Here is a 24,342-nt window from a genome sequence, read left to right on the forward strand (position 1 = left end):
TTATCCTGTATGCTGTCTTTCAGATTCTGTGGGCTTTCTATATTTTGGCACTGAGTGCCACAATTTATATAAGCTTCGTTTTCGCGTGGAAGTGCAATTTTCCGGGCCGAGTGTTTCCAAACTGGCACAGTCTGACCTGAATTTTTGTTACAATCCGAGATTTTCCCTCAGGGGATACGCCATATTACTGCCACGCTGGACCCGTCATATTTCTCTCAAGACCATGTTCGGACAAGTGGTTCTGCCCCTCCCCGAACCATGTTGAGAAAGGCAGTTTTATGCGTAAAAAAATTATTGCTGGCACTTTGATGAGCTGCATGCTGGCAATCACGATGAACCCGGCTTCCGCCGACCCGCGCGACGGCGGTCCAGGTGGACGTGGTGGCCCGGGTGTACAAGACGGGCCGGGTAATCAAGGTGGCCCGGGCGGACAAGGCAGGCCAGGTAATCAAGGTGGGCCGGGCGGCTTTCAGAACCGTGGCGGCTACAACGGTGGTCCAAACTCATTCGATCGCAACCGGGTGTGGCGCAAGGGTGAACGCTACACGGGACCACGGAACAACGGATGGATTGTCAACAACTGGCGCGGTCGCCCAGGTCTTTGGCAGCCGCCTCGTGGTTACTACTGGATGCAGTACGGAAACCAGTATCTGCTGACGGCTGTTACAACCGGCCTTATCGCAGGTGTTGTGGGTGGAATGGTTGCCAGTCCCCAGCCAGTGGCTCCGGGGTATCAGCCAGTTCCTCCCCCGCCGCCGCCGCCTGGCCCCGGCCCTTACTGAAGCACAAACAGGCTCGGGTGAATATTGACCCGAGCCTTTTCTTATCTATCGACGATATTATTTTCAGACGTCTGGATTTCGACCGCTTGCACGGTCTTCCCCCCCACCCACCTCCGATAAAAGAATATTTTAGATGCGCCAGACGAATGATCTGGATATGTGCATCTGATGTTTTCAGGAAGGGGTCTTTATGCCGCTCTCACCTAACTCCAAGGACTGGTTAGGCTTGGCCTCGGCCCTCGTTCTTGTTGCGGCTTTGAGCTTATTCGGCTGGCTGGGTTGGGAGAAAGTCTCGGGCGATGATTCCATCACGCATGTCGCGATTGCCAAGGTCATCAGTGTCGAAAAAATCACCGGGGATAGTGATGATCCTGTCTCATACAAGGTAACCTATGATCTCCACGGCCATCCCTTGAGTAACTATTTTTCTGCCGAATGGTACGAGAATCACAAGACAAGAAAGCACTTCCTGATTACCTATCGCATGGCCAACGGATACCACATCGACAGCGTTCGATAAGCCTCGCCTGCTCTGCGTAGAAAGCCGGGCCAACAAAGACCCGGCTTGACCGTTTTGTAGCTCAGGCGAGCCCTTCTTCCTGAAAGGCACGCTTCGCAGACGGGCGCGCCATGACCTTTTCCCTCAGTGCCCAGGCTTTGCGATGATGGGAAATATCCAGCTTCTTGAATACCGACCATGTCATGATGACAGCAGCATAGGCATCAGCCTGAGTGAAATCGTCGCCCAGCCAATAGGCATGCTCATCGGAAAGCATCTCTTCAAACTGGCTCATTCGACGATGGATCTGCTCATGAACAGATTTCTCGGCCTCGGCCGTCAGGCCCGGCGCAAACAACCCGCCAAAAGCACTATGCAGGTCTCCACAAAAGCCGAGCGCTTCCTGTAGGCGGCCGCGTTCCAGGGAACCAGACGCGGGTTTGAACGCGGCAATATCGGAATGGTCACCGATATACTGAAGAATGGCCGAGTTCTGTGTCAAAACGACACCTGGCTCAATCTCGATTGCCGGAACTGCACCACGAGGATTGATGAGAAGGTAATCTGCGCCAGTTTCCGTCTTTTTGGTGGATGTATCCACTTTCTCAAGACTGTAAGGCTTCCCGATCTCATTCAGAATGATGTGGGTAGCCAGTGAACAAGCGCCTGGCTTGTAATACAGCTTCATAGTACTCTCCTCATTTACAGCACGTACGCCGAGTTGCGCTTATTCAAAGAGTGAAAGACGAGAGGCCGCGGCCTCTCGCCTTCCCTCACCTGAACGCTTACGGCTGCTTTTCGAATGCACCTGCAATTGTCAGGTTCACGTCATCGCTGACATAAGGCACGTACTTCTTCACCCCGAAGTCGCTGCGATGGATTGTCCCTGTGGCCTGAAAACCTACCGTGTAGGCCTTATCCATCGGGTTCACGCCAGCACCGACGAAATGCACATGCAACACGACCGGCTTGGTCACACCATGAAGTGTAAGGTTGCCGCTCACAACAGCGTCTTCCGCACCGGCCGGAGAAACCTCTGTCGAGACAAATGTCGCCTCAGGATACTTTGTGGCATCAAACCATTCATTGTTCTTCAGTTCATCTGTCAGGACTGTGCTGGACGTCGCAACGCTGGAAACTGGAATGGTCACTGACAGCTTTGACGCTGACGGATGAGCAGCATCAAGCTTCAGGCTGCCGCTGACGTTTGAAAACTGTCCCGAATAATACGTAAAGCCAAAATGCAGAACGGAAAAATTGACCTGGGTATGGCCGGCCTCAACCTTGTAAGTACCGGATTTAACGTCTGCCGGAGCCGCCGCAAGGGCGCTGGTGGCGGCAAGCGTAAGCGAAAGAGCAGCGACGGCGCCGGAGAGAATTGTCTTCATGACAAAGTCCTTTTCTGAACGTTAAAAAAAGAAAATGGTGTCAGCCGAAACGGAAGCCGGACAACGTTTTTCCCATGATGGTATCACTGTAATCCCGAGAACCAGGATCAGTTCCCGCAGCCCCGGCAACAAACATCAATGGCATCAGATGGTCTGCTTCCGGATGACACGCCTTCGCGCAGGGAGCATCTTGCCAGGAGGCCAGCAGGGAAGCACGCTGCGAGGGCGCAGCCTCGACGGCCTGGGTCAGCCAGTTGTCGAACTGTATCGCATGATGGGCCGCTTCGGCATCAGGCCGCAGAAAGCGGCGCAGGTTATGATAAGACATGCCAGCCCCGACCAGCAGGACATTTTGATCCCGCAGGGGCTCGAGTGCTCTGCCAATATTCATGACCTGGTCTGCTGAAGCATGATGCGGCAGAGACAGTTCAACGACAGGGATGTCCGCTTCCGGGAAAGCCAGCATGAATGGAATGAACACACCGTGGTCGAAACCGCGCTGATCATCTTCATCACCGGCAATACCGGCCTCTTCCAGAAGATGCCGAACCTGACGTGCCAGATCCCGGGATCCAGGAGCGGGATACTGGAGTGCGTAGGTATGTTCCGGGAAGCCGTAATAATCGTAAATCAGTGAAGGCGTTTCACCGGATGTTACGGTAGGGCGATCAGTTTCCCAATGTCCGGACATGACGACAATTGCCGAGGGGCGGCGTGGCAAGGTACTCCCGATGCCACGCAGGTGCTCTTCCATACGATCCCAGACGGGAGACCATCCCATGAAAAAGCATGGGCCGCCGCCATGAGGCATGAAAATCACGGGCTGCCGTTTCCCATCGACTTTCTTCGCTGAAATGTCTGTCATCAGAAGCTACCTCCCTTCATCTATTGAAAGGCAGATTGTCATCGAACCGGCATGACGATAATCCTGACTTCAGGAAAGTCATTTAACACCTGGAGTGTGAGATGCTGGATCGCATAACCAGTATGCAGGTTTTTGTCCGGGTGGTCGGGCAAGGCAGCTTCGCAGCGGCAGCCCGCTCTTTTGGGCTCTCTCAGACGATGGTCACCAAGCATGTCTCAGCCCTTGAAGACCACCTTGGCATCTCGCTGTTCCATCGTAGTACCCGGGGTCTGTCTCTGACGGAACCAGGGCGCCTCTATCTGGATCGATGCCAGAAGCTGCTTTCCAACCTGGAAGAAATGGAACAGGAAGTGTCCGCCGAGGCCCTGGAACCACGAGGCCTGCTGCGATTAAACACACCGGTCTCATTTGCAATCCGCCATGTCGCGCCTCTGTTGCCTGCCTTCAGCCGAAAATACCCGCTTGTAACGGTTGAGCTTGGTATGGATGACCGCCGTGTCGATCCCCTGACGGAGGGTTGGGATCTGACCCTGCGCATAGGTCATCTCTCGCCCAGCAGCCTCAAAGCCCGGCGCTTGGCTCACATCACTTTCACACTCTGCGCGGCTCCATCCTATCTGGAGCAGCATGGCACCCCGAAAACAGTCAGTGACCTCCAGCAGCATGCCTGTCTTGGATATACATTGAGTGATGCCGGGGGCTCAACACGATGGAGTTTTGGGCGAAAGGGAGAGCGCACCATTCCCATCCGGAGCACTCTGAGGGCCAATAACGGGGACGTCCTGAGAACGGCAGCCCTTGCGGGCCAAGGCATCCTGTATCAGCCGACCTTTATCGTAGCGGACGAACTTCGCTCCGGACTATTACGCCTCATCACCCTCGATATGCCTGTTCTGGATGGGCCTGACCTGCATGCCGTCTATGTTCCAACTACGCATGTCCCCCTGAAAGTCCGGGCGATGATCGACTTTCTGGCTGAACGCTACGCTCCTGTCCCCCCTTGGGAAAGCCCGGCTCCTTAACCGTGAACGCGGTATCGGGCGCGAACGAGGACATCCTGCTCCAGCAAGGCAAGAACTTCGGGACGTTCATCCGTCTTCACGAGCAACACAACTGTACTGAAGGGTTGCCCAACGCCCAGAATACGGTCCTGAAACAGTTGCGCCATGGTGACGGAAAGACCTTCCCGCGAACAGCAGGAGCAACCGGCCCCATGAACTTTGCGAAACGGAGATGGAGGAGGAAGCGAAATCTGTCTCGCCCAGCCTTCTGCAGCCTGATCCGCAACCAGCACAGCGCCAGACCGGCGAGCCAGCGGCCAGTCTGACAGATCCGTCACGACATAAACGGAAAGCTGCATCCCGTTATCCCAAAGTCCGACCAGCTTTGGAGATCACAGTGCGTCTTCCCCAGGTGTTGGTCAGCACCACACCTGCCATGACGATACCTCCTCCCAGAAGCGTTCGAACTGTCGGGATTTCATTCGTCAGAATATAGGCCAGAAGCATTGTCACGGGTGGCAGGAGATACAGAAGCGCAGCCCCACGGGTTGCCCCCAGATGGCCAATCACGAAGGCCCATGCCGCGTACCCTATGGCCGCCGGAAAGGTACCCAGTTCCAGCACCGAGGCCTGACTTGCAAAAGACCCGTGGACGAAACTGCGGATCCCAGCCGGAAGCCATGGGCTGAGAAACAACGCCCCACTGATCAGCACATAAGCAATGGTTGTCAGCGCGCCATACCGGTGGATAAGCCCTTTTTGCAGATTGGTGTAAAGCGCCCCACAGACGGCAGCCCCGAAGACCAGCGTCGCACCAGAGCCGAAGGACAAGCCGCCTGACTGCCCTTCTGCAATCAGGACCACACCTGCAAAACTAAGCACGGACCCAGCCCAGCCCCAGAGAGACATGCGCTCTCCAAGAAAAGCCATGGCCATCAAGCCTGCCATCAGAGGAGCCGCACTGATGAGAAGGCTTGCCGCGCCAGCGGAAACTGTCATTTCTCCGCAGTTAAAGAAGATATTGTAAAGCGTGATGCCGACCACACCACAGGCCAGCACCTGCGGAAAGTCAGAGAAACGTAAACGTGCCGGTCGCTTCCAGAGAAGCCATCCCGCCGCAATGACTGCCGCAATCGCATAACGCAGGGCAGCCAGAGGGATAGGAGCAAAATCATGAAGAGCAATTCGCACAACCGGGTAGGCACTGGCCCACGACAGAATGGCGACAGCTACGAACAGGAGAAGAAAGCGACCATCTGAATTTTTCATTACAATGCCGTAGCAAATATGTGTCCCCTCGGGGAGGTAGTTCTCATTATGGCAGGAGGCCCGAAAGAAGGACAAGAGAGATCCGGTTTGCCAGCAGCTTCCGGGAACCGTTATACAGGCGAACCTCCGACGCAGACTATGCCCGCGTCATGGTCTGTCCTGTTCCGTTTCCTTCCTGAAGAGCGCCTCAATGTCCTCACGTCCCCATCTTCTTGATGCCCTGTCAGACCAGGTTCTGCTCTGTGATGGTGGTATGGGATCGCGTGTACAGATGCTCGATCTGGAAGTTGAAAAAGACTACTGGGGACAGGAAAACTGCACGGAAATCCTGAACCTTTCCCGCCCGGAACTGGTCCGTGAAATTCATCGCGGCTATTTTGAAGCCGGCGCAGACATGGTGGAGACCAACACGTTCGGCGGCTCCATCATCACACTTGCCGAGTTCGGTCTTCAGGATCGCGCCCGTGAGATCAATCGTGTCGCCGCGACCCTTGCCCGTGAGGCCGCAGACACGTTTGCAGACAACCGACACCGTTACGTCATGGGGTCCATCGGGCCGGGCACGAAGCTCCCAACGCTAGGCAACATCGACTACGACACGCTTGAAGCTGGTCTGGTTGAGCAATGCCGCGGTCTGATTGACGGTGGCGTGGATGGCTTTCTGATCGAAACCTGTCAGGACACGCTCCAGATCAAGGCTGCGGTGAACGCTGCAAAGATCGCCCGGATCGAACTTGGATCGGACGCACCGATTTTCGTGCAGGTTACGGTTGAGACGACCGGTACCCTTCTTGTCGGGCCGGATATTGCTGCTGCCGCGACAACCGTTAATGCACTTGATGTTCCGTCGCTCGGTCTGAACTGCGCAACCGGTCCGCAGGAAATGGCCGAGCATGTGCGCTGGCTATCTGAAAACTGGCCGGGCCTGATCTCCATGCAGCCCAATGCCGGTCTGCCGGAACTGGTGGATGGCAAGACGGTCTATCCGCTCAGCCCCGCTGAAATGGCTGTCTGGATGGAGCGTTTTGTCCGTGAAGACGGGTTGAACCTGATCGGCGGCTGCTGTGGAACATCCACGCCGCATATTCAGGCCCTGGATGGCATGCTGCGTCGTGTAGGTGGCGACAAATATCGTCCTGCGCCCGTCAAGCGTAGCACGATCTGGATGCCGTCCGTTTCCAGCCTCTACACCCAAACGCCACTGCGGCAGGAAAACAGCTATTTCTCCATCGGCGAACGTTGCAACGCCAACGGTTCAAAGAAATGGCGCGAACTGCAAGAGAGCGGTGACTGGGATGGCTGCGTTGCCGTAGGCCGCGAACAGGCTGCCGAGGGTTCCAACGCGCTCGACATCTGCACAGCCTTCGTAGGACGCAACGAAACCGCGGAAATGAGCGAAATCATCACGCGTTTCACGTCCTCAGTGAATGCGCCACTGGTGATTGATTCAACGGAAACGCCCGTTATCGAAGCTGCCTTGAAGCTGCATGGTGGCAAGCCGATCATCAACTCCATCAATTTCGAAGATGGAGAAGAGCACGCGCACGACCGCATGAAGCTGGCCCGAAAGTTCGGCGCTGCCATGATCGCCCTGACGATTGATGAAGTTGGTATGGCGAAGGAGCCGCAGGACAAGCTGCGCATCGCTGAACGCCTCGTCGATTTCGCCTGCAATCAGTATGGGCTACCCCAGTCTGACCTAATGATCGACCCCCTCACCTTCACGATCGCCACTGGTGTGGAAGACGATCGGAAGCTGGGTCAGTGGACGCTTGAAGGTATCCGCATGATCCGGGACAAATTCCCGGACATCCAGATCATCCTTGGTCTTTCCAACATTTCCTTTGGTCTGAATCCGGCCGCCCGTGCAGTCCTGAACTCTGTCTTCCTTGACCATGCCGTCAAGGCAGGCATGACAGGCGCTATTGTCCATGTCTCCAAGATCCGTCCGCTGCATCTGATTGCGCCTGAAGAAGTCAAGGTCGCGGAGGACCTGATCTTCGATCGCCGGACCGAGGACTACGATCCGCTCCAGAAACTCCTTGAACTGTTCGCCGGACGTAAGGCTGCCGATGCTGTCAAAAAGCGCCGCGCAGAAACCCCGGCTGAGCGCCTCAAGGACCGGATCGTCGATGGTGACCGCAAGGGCATTGAGGAAGATCTCGAAGCCACAATGCAGGAAATGCCCGCGCTGGACATCATCAACAACGTGCTTCTGGATGGCATGAAGGTTGTTGGTGAACTGTTTGGTTCAGGCAAAATGCAGCTGCCGTTCGTGCTGCAATCCGCCGAGACCATGAAAACCGCCGTTGCATGGCTCGAACCGCATATGGAGCGTGTCGAGGGCCAGCATCGTGGTACAATGGTTCTGGCGACCGTGAAGGGCGACGTTCACGACATCGGTAAAAACCTTGTCGATATCATCCTGACCAATAATGGCTACCAGGTCATTAATCTGGGCATCAAGGTTCCCCTCGCGGACATGATCACGGCGGTTAAGGAGCACAGGGCCGATGCCATCGGCATGTCCGGGCTGCTGGTCAAATCCACGGTCATCATGCGCGAGAACCTGGAAGAGATGAGACGTCAGGGCTTTGATGTTCCCGTCATCCTGGGGGGCGCCGCCCTGACGCGAAATTACGTCGAGGAAGAATGCGCCCTCTCTTATGGCGGCGAAGAGCCCGGTCGCGTGGCCTATGCGCGTGATGCGTTCGATGGCCTCTCTCTCATGGACAAGATTTCCCAGAAGGAATTTGACAGCTATCTGGGGGCCATCCAGACGCGCCGTGCTGGCAAGGCCAGCCGCAAAAACGCCCGCGCACCAGAAACAGCAGAGACACGCGGCTTCGGTGCCGTAGATCCGGCTGCGGCCCGCGAGCGCCGGAACCGCGTTGCAGGCGAGCTTCCTCCGCTTGAGCCACCGTTCTGGGGCGCCCGCCAGGTGGAAGCCACGCCCAACGCCGTTCTGCCGTTCCTGAATGAGCGCTCGCTTTATCAGTTCCAGTGGGGCTTCCGGAAACAGGGCCGTACCCTTGAAGAATTCATGGACTACGCGAAGACGGAACTCCGGCCCGTCCTGAAGCGCATGCTGGCTCTGAATGCGGAACAGAACATTCTCCGCCCGCAGGCCATCTACGGCTACTGGAAAGCCGCAGGAGACGGGAACGATCTGATCCTGTTCGAAGAGGACGGAAAAACAGAAGCCACCCGCTTTACCCTTCCCCGCCAGCCCAAAGAGGACGGCGAGTGCATTGCCGACTTCGTGCGGGACATCAACGATGAACAGCGCGATGTCGTTGGCCTTCAGGTCGTGACGGTCGGCCAGAAGGCATCTGATCTGGCGCGTGAATGGTTTGAGGCCAACCGTTATCAGGACTATCTGTACCTGCACGGCCTGTCGGTCGAAATGGCGGAAGCCATGGCCGAATACACACACAAGCGCATCCGTGCCGAACTCGGCTTTGCTGCGGAAGACGACCGCGACATGGAGAAAATGCTCTCCCAGTCCTATCGGGGATCACGATATTCCTTCGGTTATCCGGCCTGCCCGCGCCTTGAAGATCAGGAACCCATCCTGCGTCTTCTGGATGCAGAACGGATCGGTATTTCCCTGTCTGACGGGTTCCAGCTTCACCCGGAGCAGTCGACGTCCGCTCTGGTCATTCTGAACCCGCGCGCCAAATACTTCACAGTCTGATCCAACGGAGACCCACGCTCATGGCATCCCAGCAAATCGACGGGCTTTTGACCCAGCTTCGGCAAATCAATGGTGAGCGTGGTTTCTTCGCAAACTTCTTCGGGCTCTTCTGCGTGACGTGTCTTCTCGGGCTCGCCAACATGTTCAGCCGCTCCGTTCTTCACGCCGATATGGGCTGGCTTCTCAAGCCACTGATGGTCGTGATGGCACTATATTTCTTCCTGCCTTATCTGTTGCTCCTGTTTTTGGACCGTCGCAGAAACGGCTAGTTCCCTCCTCCTTCAAAACGCCCCGTCATGGGGCGTTTTTTTTGCTCTCCTGCGGAGCTGGCAGAGAGAGAGATTGTCTTTCCACGTATTAAATTTATAATAATAATACAAAATTACGCATTTTTCATTCTGGATATTCCATGACGGTTCTCTCCCCATCTGCCGAAGAACGCCTTCAAACTGTTCTGTCCCGCCTTCGCCCGAGGCTGGAGAACCAGATCAGCACAGCGTCTTCCGTTCTGGAGGAACACAGCCACGGTGAGGCCATGGATGCTGCCCGCCTTCCGGCTGCAGTCATTTTTGCGGACAACTCCGAGGACGTCTCGGCCGTGTTGAAAGAATGCCACATTGCCCGTGTTCCCGTAGTGGCTTTTGGTGCAGGCACATCCGTTGAAGGGCACGTCACACCACCGGAGCACGCCATCAGCCTCGACCTGTCTCGCATGACGGCCATCGTGGAATTAAACGCCGCGGATCTGGATTGCCGCGTTCAGGCTGGCCTGACACGGCAGTCTCTCAATACCCAGATCCGGGATACTGGCCTGTTCTTCCCGGTTGACCCCGGCGGCGAGGCCACGCTTGGCGGCATGTGCGCAACCCGAGCCTCCGGTACGGCAGCCGTGCGCTATGGAACGATGAAAGAGAATGTCCTTGGTCTGACCGTCGTACTGGCAACGGGCGAAATCATCCGCACAGGGGGCCGCGTCCGCAAATCCTCAACGGGCTATGATCTGACATCGCTTTTCGTCGGCTCAGAGGGCACACTGGGCATCATTACCGAAGTCCAGCTTCGCCTTCACGGCCGCCCCGATACGCTATCTGCCGCCGTCTGCCAGTTCGAAAACCTGCATGACGCTATCCAGACGGCCATGGAAATCATCCAGTGCGGCATCCCCATCAATCGCGTTGAACTGATGGACAGTGTGCAGATGGATGCCTCGATCCGCTTTTCAAAGCTCGAAGGCTTCCGCCCTCTTACGACCTTATTCTTTGAATTTGCGGGCGCGCCTGCTGCCGTACAGGAACAGGTCACTGCTACGGAAGAACTGGCACTCGCCAACAATGGACTGGGATTTGCCTGGGCCGAGAGCGCTGAAGACCGCGCGCGCCTCTGGAAAGCCCGGCATGACGCTTTCTGGGCAGCCAAGGCGATTGAGCCAACCGCCCGCGTTATTTCAACGGACTGCATCGTCCCGATTTCCCGTCTCGGGGAACTGATCGAAGGCGTCTCGCAGGATATTGCGGAATCCGGCCTGAAAGCTCCCCTTCTCGGCCATGTCGGAGACGGTAACTTTCACACACTCATCATCACGGAACACACACCGGAAGGATATGAGCGCGCCCTCGACCTGGACCGGAAGATTGTTGGTCGCGCCCTGGCCCTTGATGGCTCCTGTAGCGGTGAACACGGGGTCGGCATGGGGAAACTGGAGTTTCTGGCGACGGAACATGGAGAAGGCGCCCTGAGCGTCATGCGGGCGCTGAAGACCACAATGGACCCCCATCACATTCTCAATCCGGGCAAATTGCTTCCCAAGGGCCCCGTTTATAGAGGATAAGGGCCCCTCTTCTATTCTGCTTTTACGGACCCTGCCCGCAATGTCTTCAGCTTCCGCCACATTCCCTGATGTCGTCCTGATCGGGGGCGGTGTCATGAGTGCGACGTTTGCCGCACTGCTGAAAGAACTGTCTCCCGAACTGTCCATCACGATGTTCGAAACACTGGAACAGTGCGGACAGGAAAGCTCCAAAGCCTGGAATAATGCCGGCACAGGTCATGCAGGCAACTGTGAGCTGAATTACACGCCCCGACGCCCGGACGGCAGCGTGGACATCTCCAAGGCTCTGGCAGTCAATACGGAATTCGATATTTCCCGGCAGCTCTGGTCTCACTGGGTTCGCAGCGGACGTATTGCCGATGCGAACTCCTTCATCCATGCCTGCCCGCACGTCAGTCTGGTCTGGGGTAAGGAAGATGTTGCATTCCTCAAGGCCCGATATGACGCTATGGCAAGCCATCACTGTTTTGACGGGATGGAATACAGCGAAGATCCCGATGTCATTGCAGACTGGGCTCCACTGGCGATGGAAGGACGCGATCCCTCCGTCCCGGTAGCGGCCACACGGATCCGAAGCGGAACAGATGTCGATTTCGGCGCACTGACATGCAGCCTTTTTTCCAGCCTGGAAAAAGAAAACGGCTTCCACAGCTTTTATCGCCATCGCGTCACGGATCTCGTCAAAACAACAGATGGTCGCTGGCGCGTTACGGCGGTGAATACGCAAACGGGTGTAAAACGCTCTGTTCTGACGCGCTTTGTTTTTGTCGGCGCTGGCGGGGCTGCCCTGCCACTGCTTCAGAAATCCGGCATCCCGGAAGCGCGCCGCTACGCAGGCTTCCCAGTCAGTGGGCTGTGGCTGCAGTGTACTGACCCGGCCATCACCCAACGCCATCATGCGAAAGTTTACGGGAAAGCGCCGGTTGGCTCGCCTCCCATGTCCGTCCCTCACCTTGATACCCGCGTGATCGACAGAAAATCCTGCCTGCTTTTCGGGCCTTATGCAGGGTTTTCGACAAAATTTCTCAAGACCGGCTCACGGATGGACTATTTCCGCTCCCTGAATGGCGGCAACATCATTCCTGCTGTCACCGCGGCCAAGGATAATCTGTCTCTGGTGAACTACCTGGTCCGGGAAGTCACACAGAGCGATCACAAACGCTTCCGCTCCCTTCTCAACTTCTACCCACTCGCCAACGAGAACCAGTGGACGAAAATCGTGGCCGGACAACGCGTCCAGATCATCAAGCCCGATAACGGCCTGCATGGTGTCCTGCGCTTCGGAACAGAGTTGGTGCGCAGTTCAGACCAGTCTCTCGCTGCCGTTCTTGGCGCGTCACCGGGCGCATCCATTGCTGCATCAGTAGCATTGCAGGTCGTGGAAAAATGCTTTCCACAGAACGTAACTGCGAACGGGTGGCTGCCTCGCCTTAAAGAGATCTTCCCGGCTTATGGTGTAGATCTGAAGACCACTCCGGAACTCTGCCGTAATCTTCGTCAGGAAACAGCTCGGATCCTACAGATCGAAAACTGAGGCCTCGAGGCATCCAACTCTCAATAAAAAGGCCGGTTATCGTCCCCCGACGAACTAACCGGCCATATCAGACAGACCTGGAGAGCGGTCAGGCTGCCTGAACTGTACTAACCTTCTGCGCTGGCGAACGTGCTGCAACAGCACTGGCCGCATGTGGCGTCAGCGTACGTTGAACGGCATCGTGCCAACCATCGATCATGATGCGACGCTGTGCCGGGTCCATCTTGGGTGAGAACAGGCGCTCCTGCTCCCAGGTGGCCGCGACCTCATCAAGACTTTTCCACAGACCAACATGCAACCCGGCCAGAAAGGCCGCACCAATCGCCGTGGTTTCGACATTGACCGGGCGCTCGACGTCCGCCTTGAGCATGCTGGCCAGGAACTGGGCGAACCAGTCATTGGCAGCCATGCCGCCGTCAATACGCAACGTCTTGGCCCGCATGGCGCCATCCTGACGCATGGCATGAACAAGGTCATACGTCTGGTAAGCGACGGATTCCAGCATCGCACGGGCAATATGAGCCTGCGTTGAACCCAGCGTCAGGCCGCAGATCATGCCACGGGCTTCCGGGTCCCAGTGAGGCGCACCGAGGCCAACGAAGGCCGGAACCATGTACACGCCATGGCTGTCAGGAATGCGCGTTGCCATGTCGTGGGTCTGGGAGGCATGCGTGATGAGATGCAGACCATCGCGCAGCCACTTGATGCCAGCGCCGGCTACGAAAATGGAGCCTTCAAGTGCATAGGTCGTCTTGTTGCCAATGCGATAACCAATCGTCGTCAGAAGACGGTTATTGGACTGGATCGGTTTTTCCCCGGTGTTGAGGAGCATAAAGCAGCCCGTACCGTAGGTTGCCTTGGCCATGCCCTCTTCAAAACAGGCCTGACCGATGAGCGCGGCATGCTGATCGCCAGCCATACCACCAATGATAACAGACTCACCGAACAGTTCGGGATCCGTTCGGCCGAACTCGCCGCTGTTGTCCTGAACCTCTGGAAGAAGCGCACGAGGCACATTGAACAGGCTCAACAGTTCATCGTCCCACTGGAGGGTATGAATGTTGAACAGGGACGTGCGACAGGCATTCGTGATGTCTGTGGCATGTTTCTTGCCACCCGTCAGACGCCACAGGAGGAAACTGTCAATCGTTCCGGCAGCCAGTTCTCCGGCTTCTGCACGCTCACGGGCACCGGGAACATGATCGAGCGTCCAGGCGATTTTGCTGGCTGAAAAATAGGGGTCCAGCAGGAGACCGGTCTTGTCCCGAATGATCTCTTCTGCCCCCTGCTCCCGCAGACGGTTGCATTCATTGGCCGTCCGGCGATCCTGCCAGACCAGAGCGTTATGAATGGGCTTGCCTGTCTTGCGATCCCAGATCACCACAGTCTCGCGCTGGTTCGTGATCCCGATCGCAGCGATACGACCGATGCCACCCGCCAGCGATACGGCTTCCTGTGCCGTTTCGAGAACATCTTCCCAGATATCTTCGACGTCATGCTCCACCCAGCCCAGTTCAGGATAATGCTGAGGGAATTCGCTGCGGGAAATCGACAGAGCCTTTGCATTGCGATCAAAAACAATGCTGCGGGTTGACGTGGTGCCCTGATCAATCGCCAGGATGCAGTCTTTCTGTGTCATGGTACTTACTCCGGAAACGGACAGATCAAGAAACCTTGTCGATGACGGGGCCTGTTGAAGCAGGCACGGAAGGGTTCGAGACAACAAGAACAGGTTCTGCTGTGTTTAGCGCTTCAGATGAGCGCTCAGTTGCCATGACAGAAACCCGTGGCATGTAAGGGCGGACCCCATACTGATAGATTGCAGCACCGATCGGGCCACCCACCATCGGAGCCGCAATCGGCACCCACCAGTAGTTGGACGGCGCCGGAATGGCAGCCTGCCCCCATCCTGCAAAGAAGCAGAACAGACGCGGCCCGAAGTCACGAGCCGGGTTGATGGCCCATGCTTCAAGATAACCGGCAGAAGCGCCAATGATTGCCACCAGCAGGCCGATAATCAATGCTCCGGAATTCGCCTGTGGTGCCTGCGTGTTATACTGGCAGGTCACGGCGAAAATACCGAACACCAGAATACCGGTCAGAACAGCCTCATCCCAGAACGCATGAGATACGGTGATGAAATCGCCCGGATGCGTGAAGAACACGCCGGCAGAGCCACCATCAAGAGCACGCGTCAGGCCATGAGCCGCATTGTAGTGATCAATAACCGGCACATAGAGCGAATACACCAGCGCCGCACCAGCCAGACCTCCCAGCACCTGAGCCCCCATATAGGGCACAACTTTCTTCCATGAAAATCCACGGAAGAGCGCGAGTGAGAGCGTCACCGCCGGATTGGCGTGCGTCCCACTAACCGCGCCGGTGGCGTAAATCGCAACCGTGACGGACAGTCCCCAGACGATACAGACACCCCAGTACGCCGTCTTGTACGGACTGGGATCGTAAAGTGAGTACATGGCGGCCACACCATCTCCGAAGAGGATGATGATGGCGACGGCAAAGAACTCAGCAAGGAGTTCACCAAAGTAGCGTTTATTCTCTGACATGACCGGATATCCGACATGAGAATTGAAGAGAAGAAGATCAGGCGACGTCCTGCCGCCAGGTCTGGGATGTTTCGGAATGCGCCGGACGACCTGCCCCGCCACGTTCCTCGATATAAGTCTGGAGAGACGCCTTCTCCGCATCGGTCATGAACAGACCAAGCTTGGACCGGCGCCACAGAATATCTTCGGCGGAGCGGGCCCATTCGTTGTCGATCAGATAATCGACTTCACGGGCACTTAGCGTCGCACCAAACCACTGCCCCATTTCGGCCTCGGCAGCCGTCGCAATATCAAACGCTCGCAGACCGTAATTCCGAACCAGACGCCACGCTGTTTTCGGCGTGAGATGAGGCGCATAAGCCTGAAGTTTTGCGACCTGACGATCGAACTCGGCCGACGCAAAATCACCACCTGGCAGCGGTGTCTCTGCCGTCCAGGACGGGCCGCCCAGTACCAGCAGGTACGTCACGAGTTTCTCAAGTGCATGCTCTGCCAGCTTGCGGAACGTCGTAATCTTGCCGCCAAAGACAGACAGGATTGGCGCACCAGAGGCATCAACATCCAGCACATAGTCACGGGTCACAGCAGACGCATTGCCGGAATTATCGTCATATAAAGGACGAACGCCAGCATACGTCCAGACCACATCATCCGGGCTGACGGACTTCTGGAAATAGCGGTTCACGCTCTCGCAGAGATACTGGATCTCGTCCTTCGAAATCTCGACTTTGCCGGGATCCTGCTCCCACGGCACGTCCGTCGTGCCGATCAGCGTGAAGTCCTGCTCATACGGGATGGCAAACACGATCCGCTTGTCAGGGTTCTGAAGGATGTAAGCCTGCTTGCTCTCGAACAGTCGAGGCACAACGATGTGACTACCCTTGACCAGACGCACCTTGTTCTTGCTGGCAACGCCAACACGATCCTGCAGCAGTTCTGCGACCCATGGACCAGCAGCATTAATGATGATCTTGGCCTGAACGGTGCGTGTCTCGCCACTTGTGCGGTCAAGAAGCGTAGTCGTCCAGAGCTTTGATCCACGCTCTGCATGGATCAACTGCGTACGTGTGTTGATCGAAGCCCCAAGACGCGCAGCATCCATGGCATTCATCACGACAAGACGGCTGTCCTGCACCCATCCATCGGAATACTCGAAGCCACGGACATATTCGCTCTTGAGCGGCCGACCTGTTACATCAGTACGCAGGTTAACCGCACGCGTCTTCGGCAGTGTCATGGTCGTGCAGAGGTGATCGTACAGAAACAAGCCCGTTCGCAGCAGCCATGCGGGGCGAAGCATCTTGGAATGCGGCAGAACGAACCGCATCGGCCAGATGATGTGCGGTGCGATTTTCAGCAATCGCTCACGCTCAATCAGCGCCTCACGGACCAGCCGGAACTCATAATATTCCAGATACCGAAGACCGCCATGGATCAACTTCGTGCTGGCAGAAGAGGTATGGCTGGCCAGATCATCCTGCTCGACAAGCAGAACACTAGCGCCCCGGCCTGCGGCATCACGTGCGATACCACAGCCGTTAATGCCCCCACCGACGACAAGCACGTCATAAGGCGCGCTTTCCCGGTTCAAAGGCGAAACTTCACGAATCGATGACATAACACTCTCCTGTCACCACGCTCCAAAACGAGCATCTGATGTTCGTTTTCGCGCATATTGAACGATAAAGTAAAGAGCGTTCTTCGTTTTATAACATATTAGTGTTGTTTTTTCTCTTTCTACTGTGATGTTTGAGCGATGTGGAGCGTGACGTTTTCTGCATCCAGAAGGGCTTTGAACTCAGCGGAAACCGGCCGATCCGTGATCAGATCATCAATATCGGCCAGTCCTCCCACACATCCCATAGGCTGCCGACTGAATTTGGTATGATCGGCGAGAAGAAGAACACGCTTGGAATTGCGAATAATCGTACGGGCACACTGAATTTCGGTGAGATCGAAATCCAGAAGTGTTCCATCCTCAGCGATGCCACTGATACCAATCACGCCATACTCCGTCCGGAAAGAGTCGAGCGTCTCAATAGCTGCTGCCCCAAGAATTGCTCCATCCTTGGGACGGAGTTCACCGGCAGCAATCACAGTGCGAAAATCGGGCCGGCCGGAGATCAGAGACGCAACATGCAGGTTGTTGGTGACAATCCGAAGATCACGATGGCCACCCAGAGAGCGAGCAAAAGCCTCGGTCGTCGTGCCGATATTGATAAAGAGAGACGAGCGATCCGGTATAAGTGCTGCCGCGCATCGTCCAATCGCGTCCTTCGCCTTCAGGTTGAGGATCTGGCGCTCATTATAGGCAATATTTTCAATCGTGGAGTTCGGCGTGGCCCCTCCATGATGCCGGATCAGAAGCCCCTGCTCCGCCAGGAAACCGATATCTCTGCGGATGGTCTGGACCGCTACATCGAACTGCTAGGCCAAGTCTTCATTAGAGACATATCCCTGACTGCGAACCAGCCGAATGATCTGCTCCTGGCGAGGATTGATCCGAAGAGAGAGATTGCTCATGCACACTGACCTGAAATGATTTTCAGGTCAGTGTGACAATCCGAACAAAAACGCGCAATCAGGAACTTTCGTTTCTGTTCGCCCATCGCATGTCAGACTTCAATGTTCTGAAGAACCTGAAACCCCTCGAACACTGGCGGTCCGACTGTCAGCACCTTGCCCTGCCCTGCACCAGCATGAGCGGCACGGAACTGCTCCGACTGTGTCCATCCAACAAAAGCGTCATAGGACTCCCAAACAGTATGGGACGCATAAAGAATATGATCCTCCCGGTTGGGCCCCTGGAGGAACTGGAAGCTGACAAAGCCCGGTACTGTCTTGAGCAGAACTTCGCGCTCCAGCCAGCGCTGGCGGAAAGCCTCTTCGCTGTCCGGGCGGACCTTGAAGCGATTCATTGCAATATACATGATGTCTCCTTGTTCGATGCTCTGCCCGACATGACGAGATCATGAGGGACAACATAGGGTCGGCCGGAACTGTCATGATAATGAATGCAGCCGTCCGGAATTCCGAAAACGTTATTCAGCAGTTCGGAGGTCATGATCTCCTGAGGCGTACCCTGCGCCTGAATCTCCCCGTTGTGCATGACAACAACCCGATCAGCACAGGCGGCGGCCCAGTTCAGATCATGCAGGACAAGCAACACTCCGCCCCCTCGTCTCGCATGGGCTCCCGCAATCTGAAGAACAAGTCGCTGCCGAGCCATATCCTGCGCTGACAGCGGTTCATCGAGCAGCAAAAATCCCGGCGCGTTATCCTGGGCAGCAATCTCAAGCTGGGCAAGCACACGAGCCAGATGAACACGCTGCCGCTCCCCGCCTGACAAGGTCATGACATCGCGGGCGGCAAAAGCAGAAAGCCCGACATGCTCCAGCGCAGCCTGCGCGGCAGCAGCCCTTTCCGAAGCAGACCGGGACTGTCCTGAAATGGCTGTTCCCATCAGAACAAGCTCCAGAGCCGTAAACCTTGCCCGCATGGGACATTCCTGCGGCAACAATGCCCGGCGCTTTGCAAGTTCGCCACTTGAGAGAAGACTGATGCTCTCTCCCCCAAGGCTGACAGAGCCCTGTTGCAGAGGCATCAACCCTCAGGCCAGTTTCAGCAACGTGCTTTTACCTGCTCCATTCGGCCCGATGATGGCGACCGTCTCTCCTGCCGCCAGGGACAGATCAAGATTCCGCACAAGGCTTCGCCCATTCACGGCGGCGGAAACATTCCGGATTTCAAGCGTCATGATGGAATATCCGCTCCATGAATACGGCTGAGAAGCCAGACAAAGACAGGTGTTCCCAAAGCTGCCGTCACAATCCCGACCGGCAGTTCCGCAGGAGCGGCAATAATGCGGGACACCGTATCCGCAGCAGTCAGAAGGATAGCTCCAAGCAGAGCACTTCCCGGCAGGACAAAGCGATGGTCCGGCCCTGTTACCAGTCGCACCAGATGAGGCACGACAACACCAATAAAACCGATAGCTCCCACAAACGCGACAACCGGCCCGACTGACGCCGCGACAGCCAGCATGGCCAGCCGCTTGGTGCGTTCAACAGGATACCCCATCAATGCCGCATCCGCTTCACCCAACAGCATTGCATTTAATGGTGCGGCAATACGCGTAGCGATAATTCCAGAGATGAGCAGAAAAGGCGTAAGAAGCGCAATCCGCTCCCAGTTTGCGCCAGAGAAGCTCCCCAGCGTCCAGAATGTCAGGTCCCGTAACGCCGTATCATTGGCACGGAAAATGAGGATTCCCGTCAATGCTCCCGAAAAAGCCCCGAAAGCAACGCCCGCCAGCAGAACTGTCGTGACGGAAGTAATTCCTGCTCGCGTTGCAAACACGTACAGCAGGATCGTGACCAGAAAACTTCCTGCCATTCCGGCAACAGGTACGGCCCAGCCATTGAGAAGCCCGGGCTGCGCCATATCGACGCCCAGCACAATCACGCAAGCCGCCGCGAGAGCCGCTCCGGAAGAAACACCAATCAAACCTGGATCAGCCAACGGGTTCCGGAACAGCCCCTGCATGATCGCTCCTGCGGTTCCAAGAGCTGCGCCCGCCATCACGGAAAGGACAACCCGAGGCGCACGGATATGGGCCATCACCATCCAGGACAAGGATCTGCCAGCATCCTCAGATCCATGTAGCAGTGAAGCAATTCCGATACCGCTTGCACCAACGTCCAGAGCACCCAGCATCACCAGCGCCAGTACCGGGAGAAGAGACAGAAGCCAAAGTTTTACGTGCCGCCGCACGTCGATCATACCGGTTTTCCTGCATTGGCCATCATATGCGCCAGATCAAGCGCAGCTTCTGGTGTGCGTGGCCCAAAGCCCAGAAGTCGCTCGCCTTCCATTTCCACGATCGCTTTCTTCCGGCCTGCCGGCGTCATGCTGAAACCCGGATCGTTCAGCAAAGCCTGGCGGATTTCTGCTCCGCCCTGACTCATGGTCAAAATAATATCCGGACGAAGCGTTACGAGAGATTCCGTATTGAGCAGCTTGTAGCCCTGCAGATCAGCTCCAACGTTGATGCCCCCCGCCAGACGGATCACGGCATCAGCCGCAGTGCCCTGACCAGCAACAAGAGGGCGGTTATTGGTCATCCGCATGACAAACAGAACTCTGGGAGTGCCAGAATGATCCGCGCGCCACTGTTTCAGCACATTGAAATGGCTCTGGATATCCCGGCACATCTCTTCTCCGGCCTCTTCCCGCCCTACCGCTCTGGCCAAAAATCTGGTGCGCTCCAGAATAGCGTCTGGCGACGAAGTGGAGTCTACGAAAACAATCAGAATACCGGACGCAACAAGCTGATCCATCGCATCCGCCGGGCCTGACGCATTCATGGCCAGAATGAGGTCCGGCCGAACGGACAGAACGCCTTCTGAGGAAATGGCGCGCATATAACCGAGAGATTTCTTGTCTTTAAGTGCCTCCTCCGGCCAGGTCGATGTTGTATCAACGGCAACAATTTTGTTCGCTACCCCCAACCGGTAAAGCGTTTCCGTAATGGTACCTCCGATACAGGCGATACGGGATGCACTTCCCACTGAAACGGACCGCCCACGACAATCTGTTATCAGACTGGTCTGCGCCTGCACGGCCGTAGGGAAAAGCGCTCCTCCCACAAGCAGAGCGACAAAGCCTCGACGATCAAGGCTACGACTATGCATCATGCCTGTTCTCCCTCATCCCCAAACAAATCATGCGCCAGAGACCATATAATGAAAATGACATTCATTCTCACTTAAAGCATAGCACGACCTTTTACAGCTCCGTTGATGGTATCGTCTTCCATCAGCTTCTGAGCCAGATCCAGACACGTGACGAACCTTGTAAAAGCTTCATCTCCGGCAGCCACACACATGTTTTGGTCAAATTCGGCCCCATCAATCGCCGCTTTGAACACTTTCCATGATTGACCCCGCCCCTCTGGCGCCGGAGCGAGATGCCGAGCCCCGAAACTCTCCGTCAAACCCAGCGCCAGTGACATGCGAGACAGAATATTGGCGCCGAGCTTCGACCCTTCCGCAACATAGAGCCAACCGACTGCAACCGAAGGGTTGAATGGGATCACATCTCCGCTACTGGCTGGAGGGGGCGGCAGACAAAGATCACGCATATCGGCTTCTATGCACGCAAACCGGTTACGTGATTTCAAATCGGGAAGAATGCGAAGTAATGTTTCGTCTTCGTAAATTTTCGTTATGTCACGATGAAAAATATACTGTGACAGAAGGAACATTCTGTAACCGTTCAGACTTGAGAACAGCCCCATGGACATGATCCGATGATCCGTCCGGTCATGAATGGCTTTTGTCTTTTCACGCAGCGCGAATGATAGCGTATTTTCCGCAAAAAAGGCGCACATGGCTAGGCTTTCCCTCCTGTTTTCCAAGAAACACAACTTTTCAAAAACCAAGACTCCCCCATCAGATTTGAAGAGCCGGCTCACTGTCTATGTGGCAGATTTGCTTTCTCACCTCAATGAAAATGAGAATCAATATCAACTAGATTGACGCAGCGAAAAGTCTGGTCGATTTAATGAGAACAATTCTCATTTAGAGGCTGAAAATGATTCGACATATATCGGCTCTGACCCGCCACAGGCATCAGACAATGCTGGCAACATCTGCCCTGGCCTGGGGGCTTTCAGCCTTCCCTGCCGCAAAGGCTCAAACACCAGCATCACCTGACGAAACTCCAACCACGGCAGCCAGTGCCCCCACGGTAAAGCTCCGCCCTCTCCATGTGCGCGGACAGGCTTCGGCAGATGTCATTAATTCCATGAAGGTTGACCCGGACGCAGACTATAGCGCTGTCGGAAAGCCCCGTGTCATGACGACGACAGTGACACTGAAAACACTCCAGTCCCGCATGATCGACAGCATTGCAGATTATGCCCGGCGCGTGGATGCCGGGATAAATTACAACAACAACAATCTGAGCATTAACATGCGTGGATTGGATCAGAACCGCATCCTGACCACGATCGACGGTATTCGGACAATCTGGGCCAATGACGGCGCCCGCGGCGTGGGTGGTGGCGTATCATCCTACGATTTCAACTCGCTCGGATCGATCGATATTGTCAAAAACGCAAATTCCGGTTTTTTCGGAACGGGTGCCCTTGGAGGTGTCGTCTCCCTTAAAACTCTGGACCCGGAAGATATCCTGACGGGTAACAAGGTTTTCGGCGGACTGACAAAACTGACCTATGATGGGTCCAGCGAAAGCGGATACCTCAATCAGGCTCTCGCAGGGCGTTACCACAACACAATGATCCTTGTTCAGGGCGGCTATCAGACCGGAAGCCAGACCGGAAACAGAGGCGGCACCGGTGGCGTAGGCACGACGCGTTCTGACAAGGATCCTGCCTCTTACACACAGGGTAATTTCCTCGGAAAAATTCACCAGTATGTCGAAGGTGGCCATCGTTTTGGCCTGACAGGAGAAGTTTTCGACCGCAACTATAACGAAAATACGTTGAGCAGCATCAGTTCCACATACAGCCGCTATCACACGCTTGAAGAAAGTAAACGCTCTCGCGTCTCCGGCAGCTACGACTACAAGGCGGAACGCCCTTCTGCACTCATCAGTGAGGCCCATCTCATTGCCTACTGGCAGAAGGTCAATATGATTACCGATACAGCCGCCAATCGCCTTACAGCCCCGCTCGGCGAGTATGATCGGAACAGTAATCTTGCCGTTCAGTCTTACGGTACGAGCGGATCAGTCACTTCAAACGTCTTTACTGGCCCCCTCCATCACGTCATTACATTAGGGGGCGAAGCCTACATCACCGATACCAGTCAGTACGCAGGCGGATTGGATAACTGCACTGCAACTCTCTACGCATGTAGATTCTTGCATGTTAACCAGTCAGATATGCCAGATGTTCATGGCACAGACCTGGGTGCGATTGTGCAGGACCGCATTGGGGTCGGAAAAATGGAGTGGCTTCACATCACACCAGGCTTCCGCTTCGATTATTACAAGCGCAGCCCGCAATATACAGCGACATATGCAAATAATGCCGCCTATACCGGAACACCTAACGATGCCAGTGGCTCCCATTATTCGCCAAAAGTTCTTGTCGAAGCCCGTGTTCTGAAGAATCTCACACTGTATGGGCAGTACTCCGAAGCTTTCCGCGCACCTTCCGCAACCGAAATGTATCTGACATATGGTGGCACAGGAAGTTATGTTTCGATTGGTAATCAAAATCTGAGACCTGAATCCAGTCGAGGCTGGGAGGTCGGTGCCCGATATGGAGATACTAAGCGGGGCGCTACGATTTCATTCTTTGACAATTACTATCACAACTTCATCGACACCATCACCACGACGGCCGCCGCCGCAGGCATTGGCGGCTATTATCCGTTCGGTGTCTTTGAATATGTCAATCGTCAGCATGTTCGTATCTACGGCGTAGAGGCCCGCGCCAACTGGACATTTGCAAATTACTGGCAGGTCTGGACCTCCCTCGCGTATTCAGATGGACGCGACACGGATGAGAATGTTCACCTGAATTCCGTAGCACCATTTCGTGGCATTGTAGGCGTTGCCTATAACCGGGAGCATTGGGGCGCGAACTTCTCAATGACCTTTGCCGCTGCGCGTAACAAGGTCGAAAACATGGCGTCCAATGCCAACAAGACGCCAGGTTACGCGATCTTTGATCTGACAGGTTGGTACTCGCCAAAATTCTTCCCGAACCTGCGCGTTCAGGCCGGTATGTATAACATGTTCAACAAGCGTTATTATAATGCGCTGGATATTCCGGACAGCATCAGCGTTCCAAAATCCTATTACTCACAGCCTGGTCGCAGCTTCAAAGTCACGACCCTCATCAACTTTTAAATGACTCACCACTTTTCTGAATGGCCCGT

General features: G+C 55.6%; 20 protein-coding genes and 2 pseudogenes. 8 read left to right on the plus strand and 14 right to left on the minus strand.

Going from position 1 to position 24,342, the window contains the following annotated elements; genetic code table 11:
• The first annotated feature begins 278 nt into the window (after positions 1–278).
• Together B7444_RS09305 and B7444_RS09310 are read left to right on the plus strand one after the other, a co-directional pair.
• Positions 279–782 carry an RcnB family protein gene (locus B7444_RS09305; RefSeq protein WP_007282155.1) on the plus strand — a complete coding sequence of 168 codons (504 nt, stop codon included), beginning with the start codon at positions 279–281 and terminating at the stop codon, positions 780–782.
• A 226-nt stretch (positions 783–1,008) separates the two neighbouring features.
• Entirely contained in the window at positions 1,009–1,302 is a 294-nt protein-coding gene (locus tag B7444_RS09310) for a hypothetical protein (protein ID WP_231502924.1), read from the plus strand.
• A 61-nt stretch (positions 1,303–1,363) separates the two neighbouring features.
• Here B7444_RS09310 and B7444_RS09315 read toward each other — a convergent pair whose 3' ends face one another.
• From B7444_RS09315 to B7444_RS09325, 3 genes are all read right to left on the minus strand, one after another.
• A complete protein-coding gene (locus B7444_RS09315) occupies positions 1,364–1,969 on the minus strand; it encodes a glutathione binding-like protein (RefSeq protein WP_007282157.1) in 606 nt (201 codons plus the stop codon).
• Between the two features lie 97 nt (positions 1,970–2,066).
• Positions 2,067–2,669, minus strand: coding sequence for a YceI family protein (locus B7444_RS09320; protein ID WP_007282158.1), 603 nt, complete (start codon positions 2,667–2,669; stop codon positions 2,067–2,069).
• A 40-nt stretch (positions 2,670–2,709) separates the two neighbouring features.
• Positions 2,710–3,534, minus strand: coding sequence for a DODA-type extradiol aromatic ring-opening family dioxygenase (locus B7444_RS09325; protein ID WP_007282159.1), 825 nt, complete (start codon positions 3,532–3,534; stop codon positions 2,710–2,712).
• A gap of 101 nt (positions 3,535–3,635) precedes the next feature.
• On the opposite strand from B7444_RS09325, the gene B7444_RS09330 reads away from it, so the two are divergent.
• Positions 3,636–4,556, plus strand: coding sequence for a LysR family transcriptional regulator (locus tag B7444_RS09330; protein ID WP_007282160.1), 921 nt, complete (start codon positions 3,636–3,638; stop codon positions 4,554–4,556).
• Here B7444_RS09330 and B7444_RS09335 read toward each other — a convergent pair.
• Both B7444_RS09335 and B7444_RS09340 read right to left on the minus strand, forming a co-directional pair.
• Positions 4,553–4,894, minus strand: coding sequence for a hypothetical protein (locus B7444_RS09335; protein ID WP_007282161.1), 342 nt, complete (start codon positions 4,892–4,894; stop codon positions 4,553–4,555). The genes B7444_RS09330 and B7444_RS09335 overlap by 4 nt on opposite strands.
• 4 nt (positions 4,895–4,898) lie before the next feature.
• Positions 4,899–5,804 (minus strand): DMT family transporter, encoded by a 906-nt coding sequence (locus B7444_RS09340; RefSeq protein ID WP_007282162.1) that lies wholly within the window; start codon positions 5,802–5,804, stop codon positions 4,899–4,901.
• A 190-nt stretch (positions 5,805–5,994) separates the two neighbouring features.
• Between B7444_RS09340 and metH the strand changes: the two genes are divergently transcribed.
• From metH to mqo, 4 genes are all read left to right on the plus strand, one after another.
• Positions 5,995–9,501 (plus strand): methionine synthase, encoded by a 3,507-nt coding sequence (gene metH, locus B7444_RS09345; RefSeq protein ID WP_007282163.1) that lies wholly within the window; start codon positions 5,995–5,997, stop codon positions 9,499–9,501.
• Between the two features lie 20 nt (positions 9,502–9,521).
• Positions 9,522–9,770, plus strand: coding sequence for a hypothetical protein (locus tag B7444_RS09350; RefSeq protein WP_007282164.1), 249 nt, complete (start codon positions 9,522–9,524; stop codon positions 9,768–9,770).
• A gap of 140 nt (positions 9,771–9,910) precedes the next feature.
• Positions 9,911–11,329: an FAD-binding oxidoreductase gene (locus B7444_RS09355; protein WP_007282166.1), complete on the plus strand. Its 1,419-nt coding sequence runs from the start codon at positions 9,911–9,913 to the stop codon at positions 11,327–11,329.
• Between the two features lie 40 nt (positions 11,330–11,369).
• Positions 11,370–12,863 (plus strand): malate dehydrogenase (quinone), encoded by a 1,494-nt coding sequence (gene mqo, locus B7444_RS09360; RefSeq protein ID WP_007282167.1) that lies wholly within the window; start codon positions 11,370–11,372, stop codon positions 12,861–12,863.
• Between the two features lie 88 nt (positions 12,864–12,951).
• Here the strand turns inward: mqo and glpK are convergent, their stop codons facing one another.
• The 9 genes and pseudogenes from glpK to B7444_RS09405 form a co-directional block, all read right to left on the minus strand.
• On the minus strand, positions 12,952–14,502 hold the full coding sequence (gene glpK, locus B7444_RS09365; RefSeq protein WP_048855156.1) for a glycerol kinase GlpK: 1,551 nt from the start codon (positions 14,500–14,502) through the stop codon (positions 12,952–12,954).
• Between the two features lie 25 nt (positions 14,503–14,527).
• Positions 14,528–15,430 (minus strand): MIP/aquaporin family protein, encoded by a 903-nt coding sequence (locus B7444_RS09370; RefSeq protein ID WP_007282169.1) that lies wholly within the window; start codon positions 15,428–15,430, stop codon positions 14,528–14,530.
• 37 nt (positions 15,431–15,467) lie between these two features.
• Positions 15,468–17,048 carry a glycerol-3-phosphate dehydrogenase gene (gene glpD / locus B7444_RS09375; protein ID WP_007282170.1) on the minus strand — a complete coding sequence of 527 codons (1,581 nt, stop codon included), beginning with the start codon at positions 17,046–17,048 and terminating at the stop codon, positions 15,468–15,470.
• 119 nt (positions 17,049–17,167) lie between these two features.
• Positions 17,168–17,953: pseudogene (locus B7444_RS09380) on the minus strand (DeoR/GlpR family DNA-binding transcription regulator).
• 92 nt (positions 17,954–18,045) lie between these two features.
• Positions 18,046–18,360 (minus strand): antibiotic biosynthesis monooxygenase family protein, encoded by a 315-nt coding sequence (locus B7444_RS09385; RefSeq protein WP_035730102.1) that lies wholly within the window; start codon positions 18,358–18,360, stop codon positions 18,046–18,048.
• A pseudogene (locus tag B7444_RS09390) lies at positions 18,345–19,187 on the minus strand (heme ABC transporter ATP-binding protein). Before B7444_RS09390 ends, B7444_RS09385 begins: the two are co-directional and overlap by 16 nt.
• Entirely contained in the window at positions 19,184–20,212 is a 1,029-nt protein-coding gene (locus tag B7444_RS09395) for a FecCD family ABC transporter permease (RefSeq protein ID WP_007282174.1), read from the minus strand. Before B7444_RS09395 ends, B7444_RS09390 begins: the two are co-directional and overlap by 4 nt.
• Entirely contained in the window at positions 20,209–21,126 is a 918-nt protein-coding gene (locus B7444_RS09400) for a heme/hemin ABC transporter substrate-binding protein (protein ID WP_007282175.1), read from the minus strand. The genes B7444_RS09395 and B7444_RS09400 overlap by 4 nt, the downstream gene beginning before the upstream one ends.
• A 71-nt stretch (positions 21,127–21,197) precedes the next feature.
• Positions 21,198–21,821: a biliverdin-producing heme oxygenase gene (locus B7444_RS09405; protein ID WP_007282176.1), complete on the minus strand. Its 624-nt coding sequence runs from the start codon at positions 21,819–21,821 to the stop codon at positions 21,198–21,200.
• A 248-nt stretch (positions 21,822–22,069) separates the two neighbouring features.
• On the opposite strand from B7444_RS09405, the gene B7444_RS09410 reads away from it, so the two are divergent.
• Positions 22,070–24,313, plus strand: a complete 2,244-nt coding sequence (locus B7444_RS09410; protein ID WP_007282177.1) for a TonB-dependent hemoglobin/transferrin/lactoferrin family receptor — start codon at positions 22,070–22,072, stop codon at positions 24,311–24,313.
• Positions 24,314–24,342: the final 29 nt, after the last annotated feature.

Source organism: Gluconobacter thailandicus F149-1 = NBRC 100600 (genome assembly GCF_000964465.1).
Taxonomy (GTDB): domain Bacteria; phylum Pseudomonadota; class Alphaproteobacteria; order Acetobacterales; family Acetobacteraceae; genus Gluconobacter; species Gluconobacter thailandicus.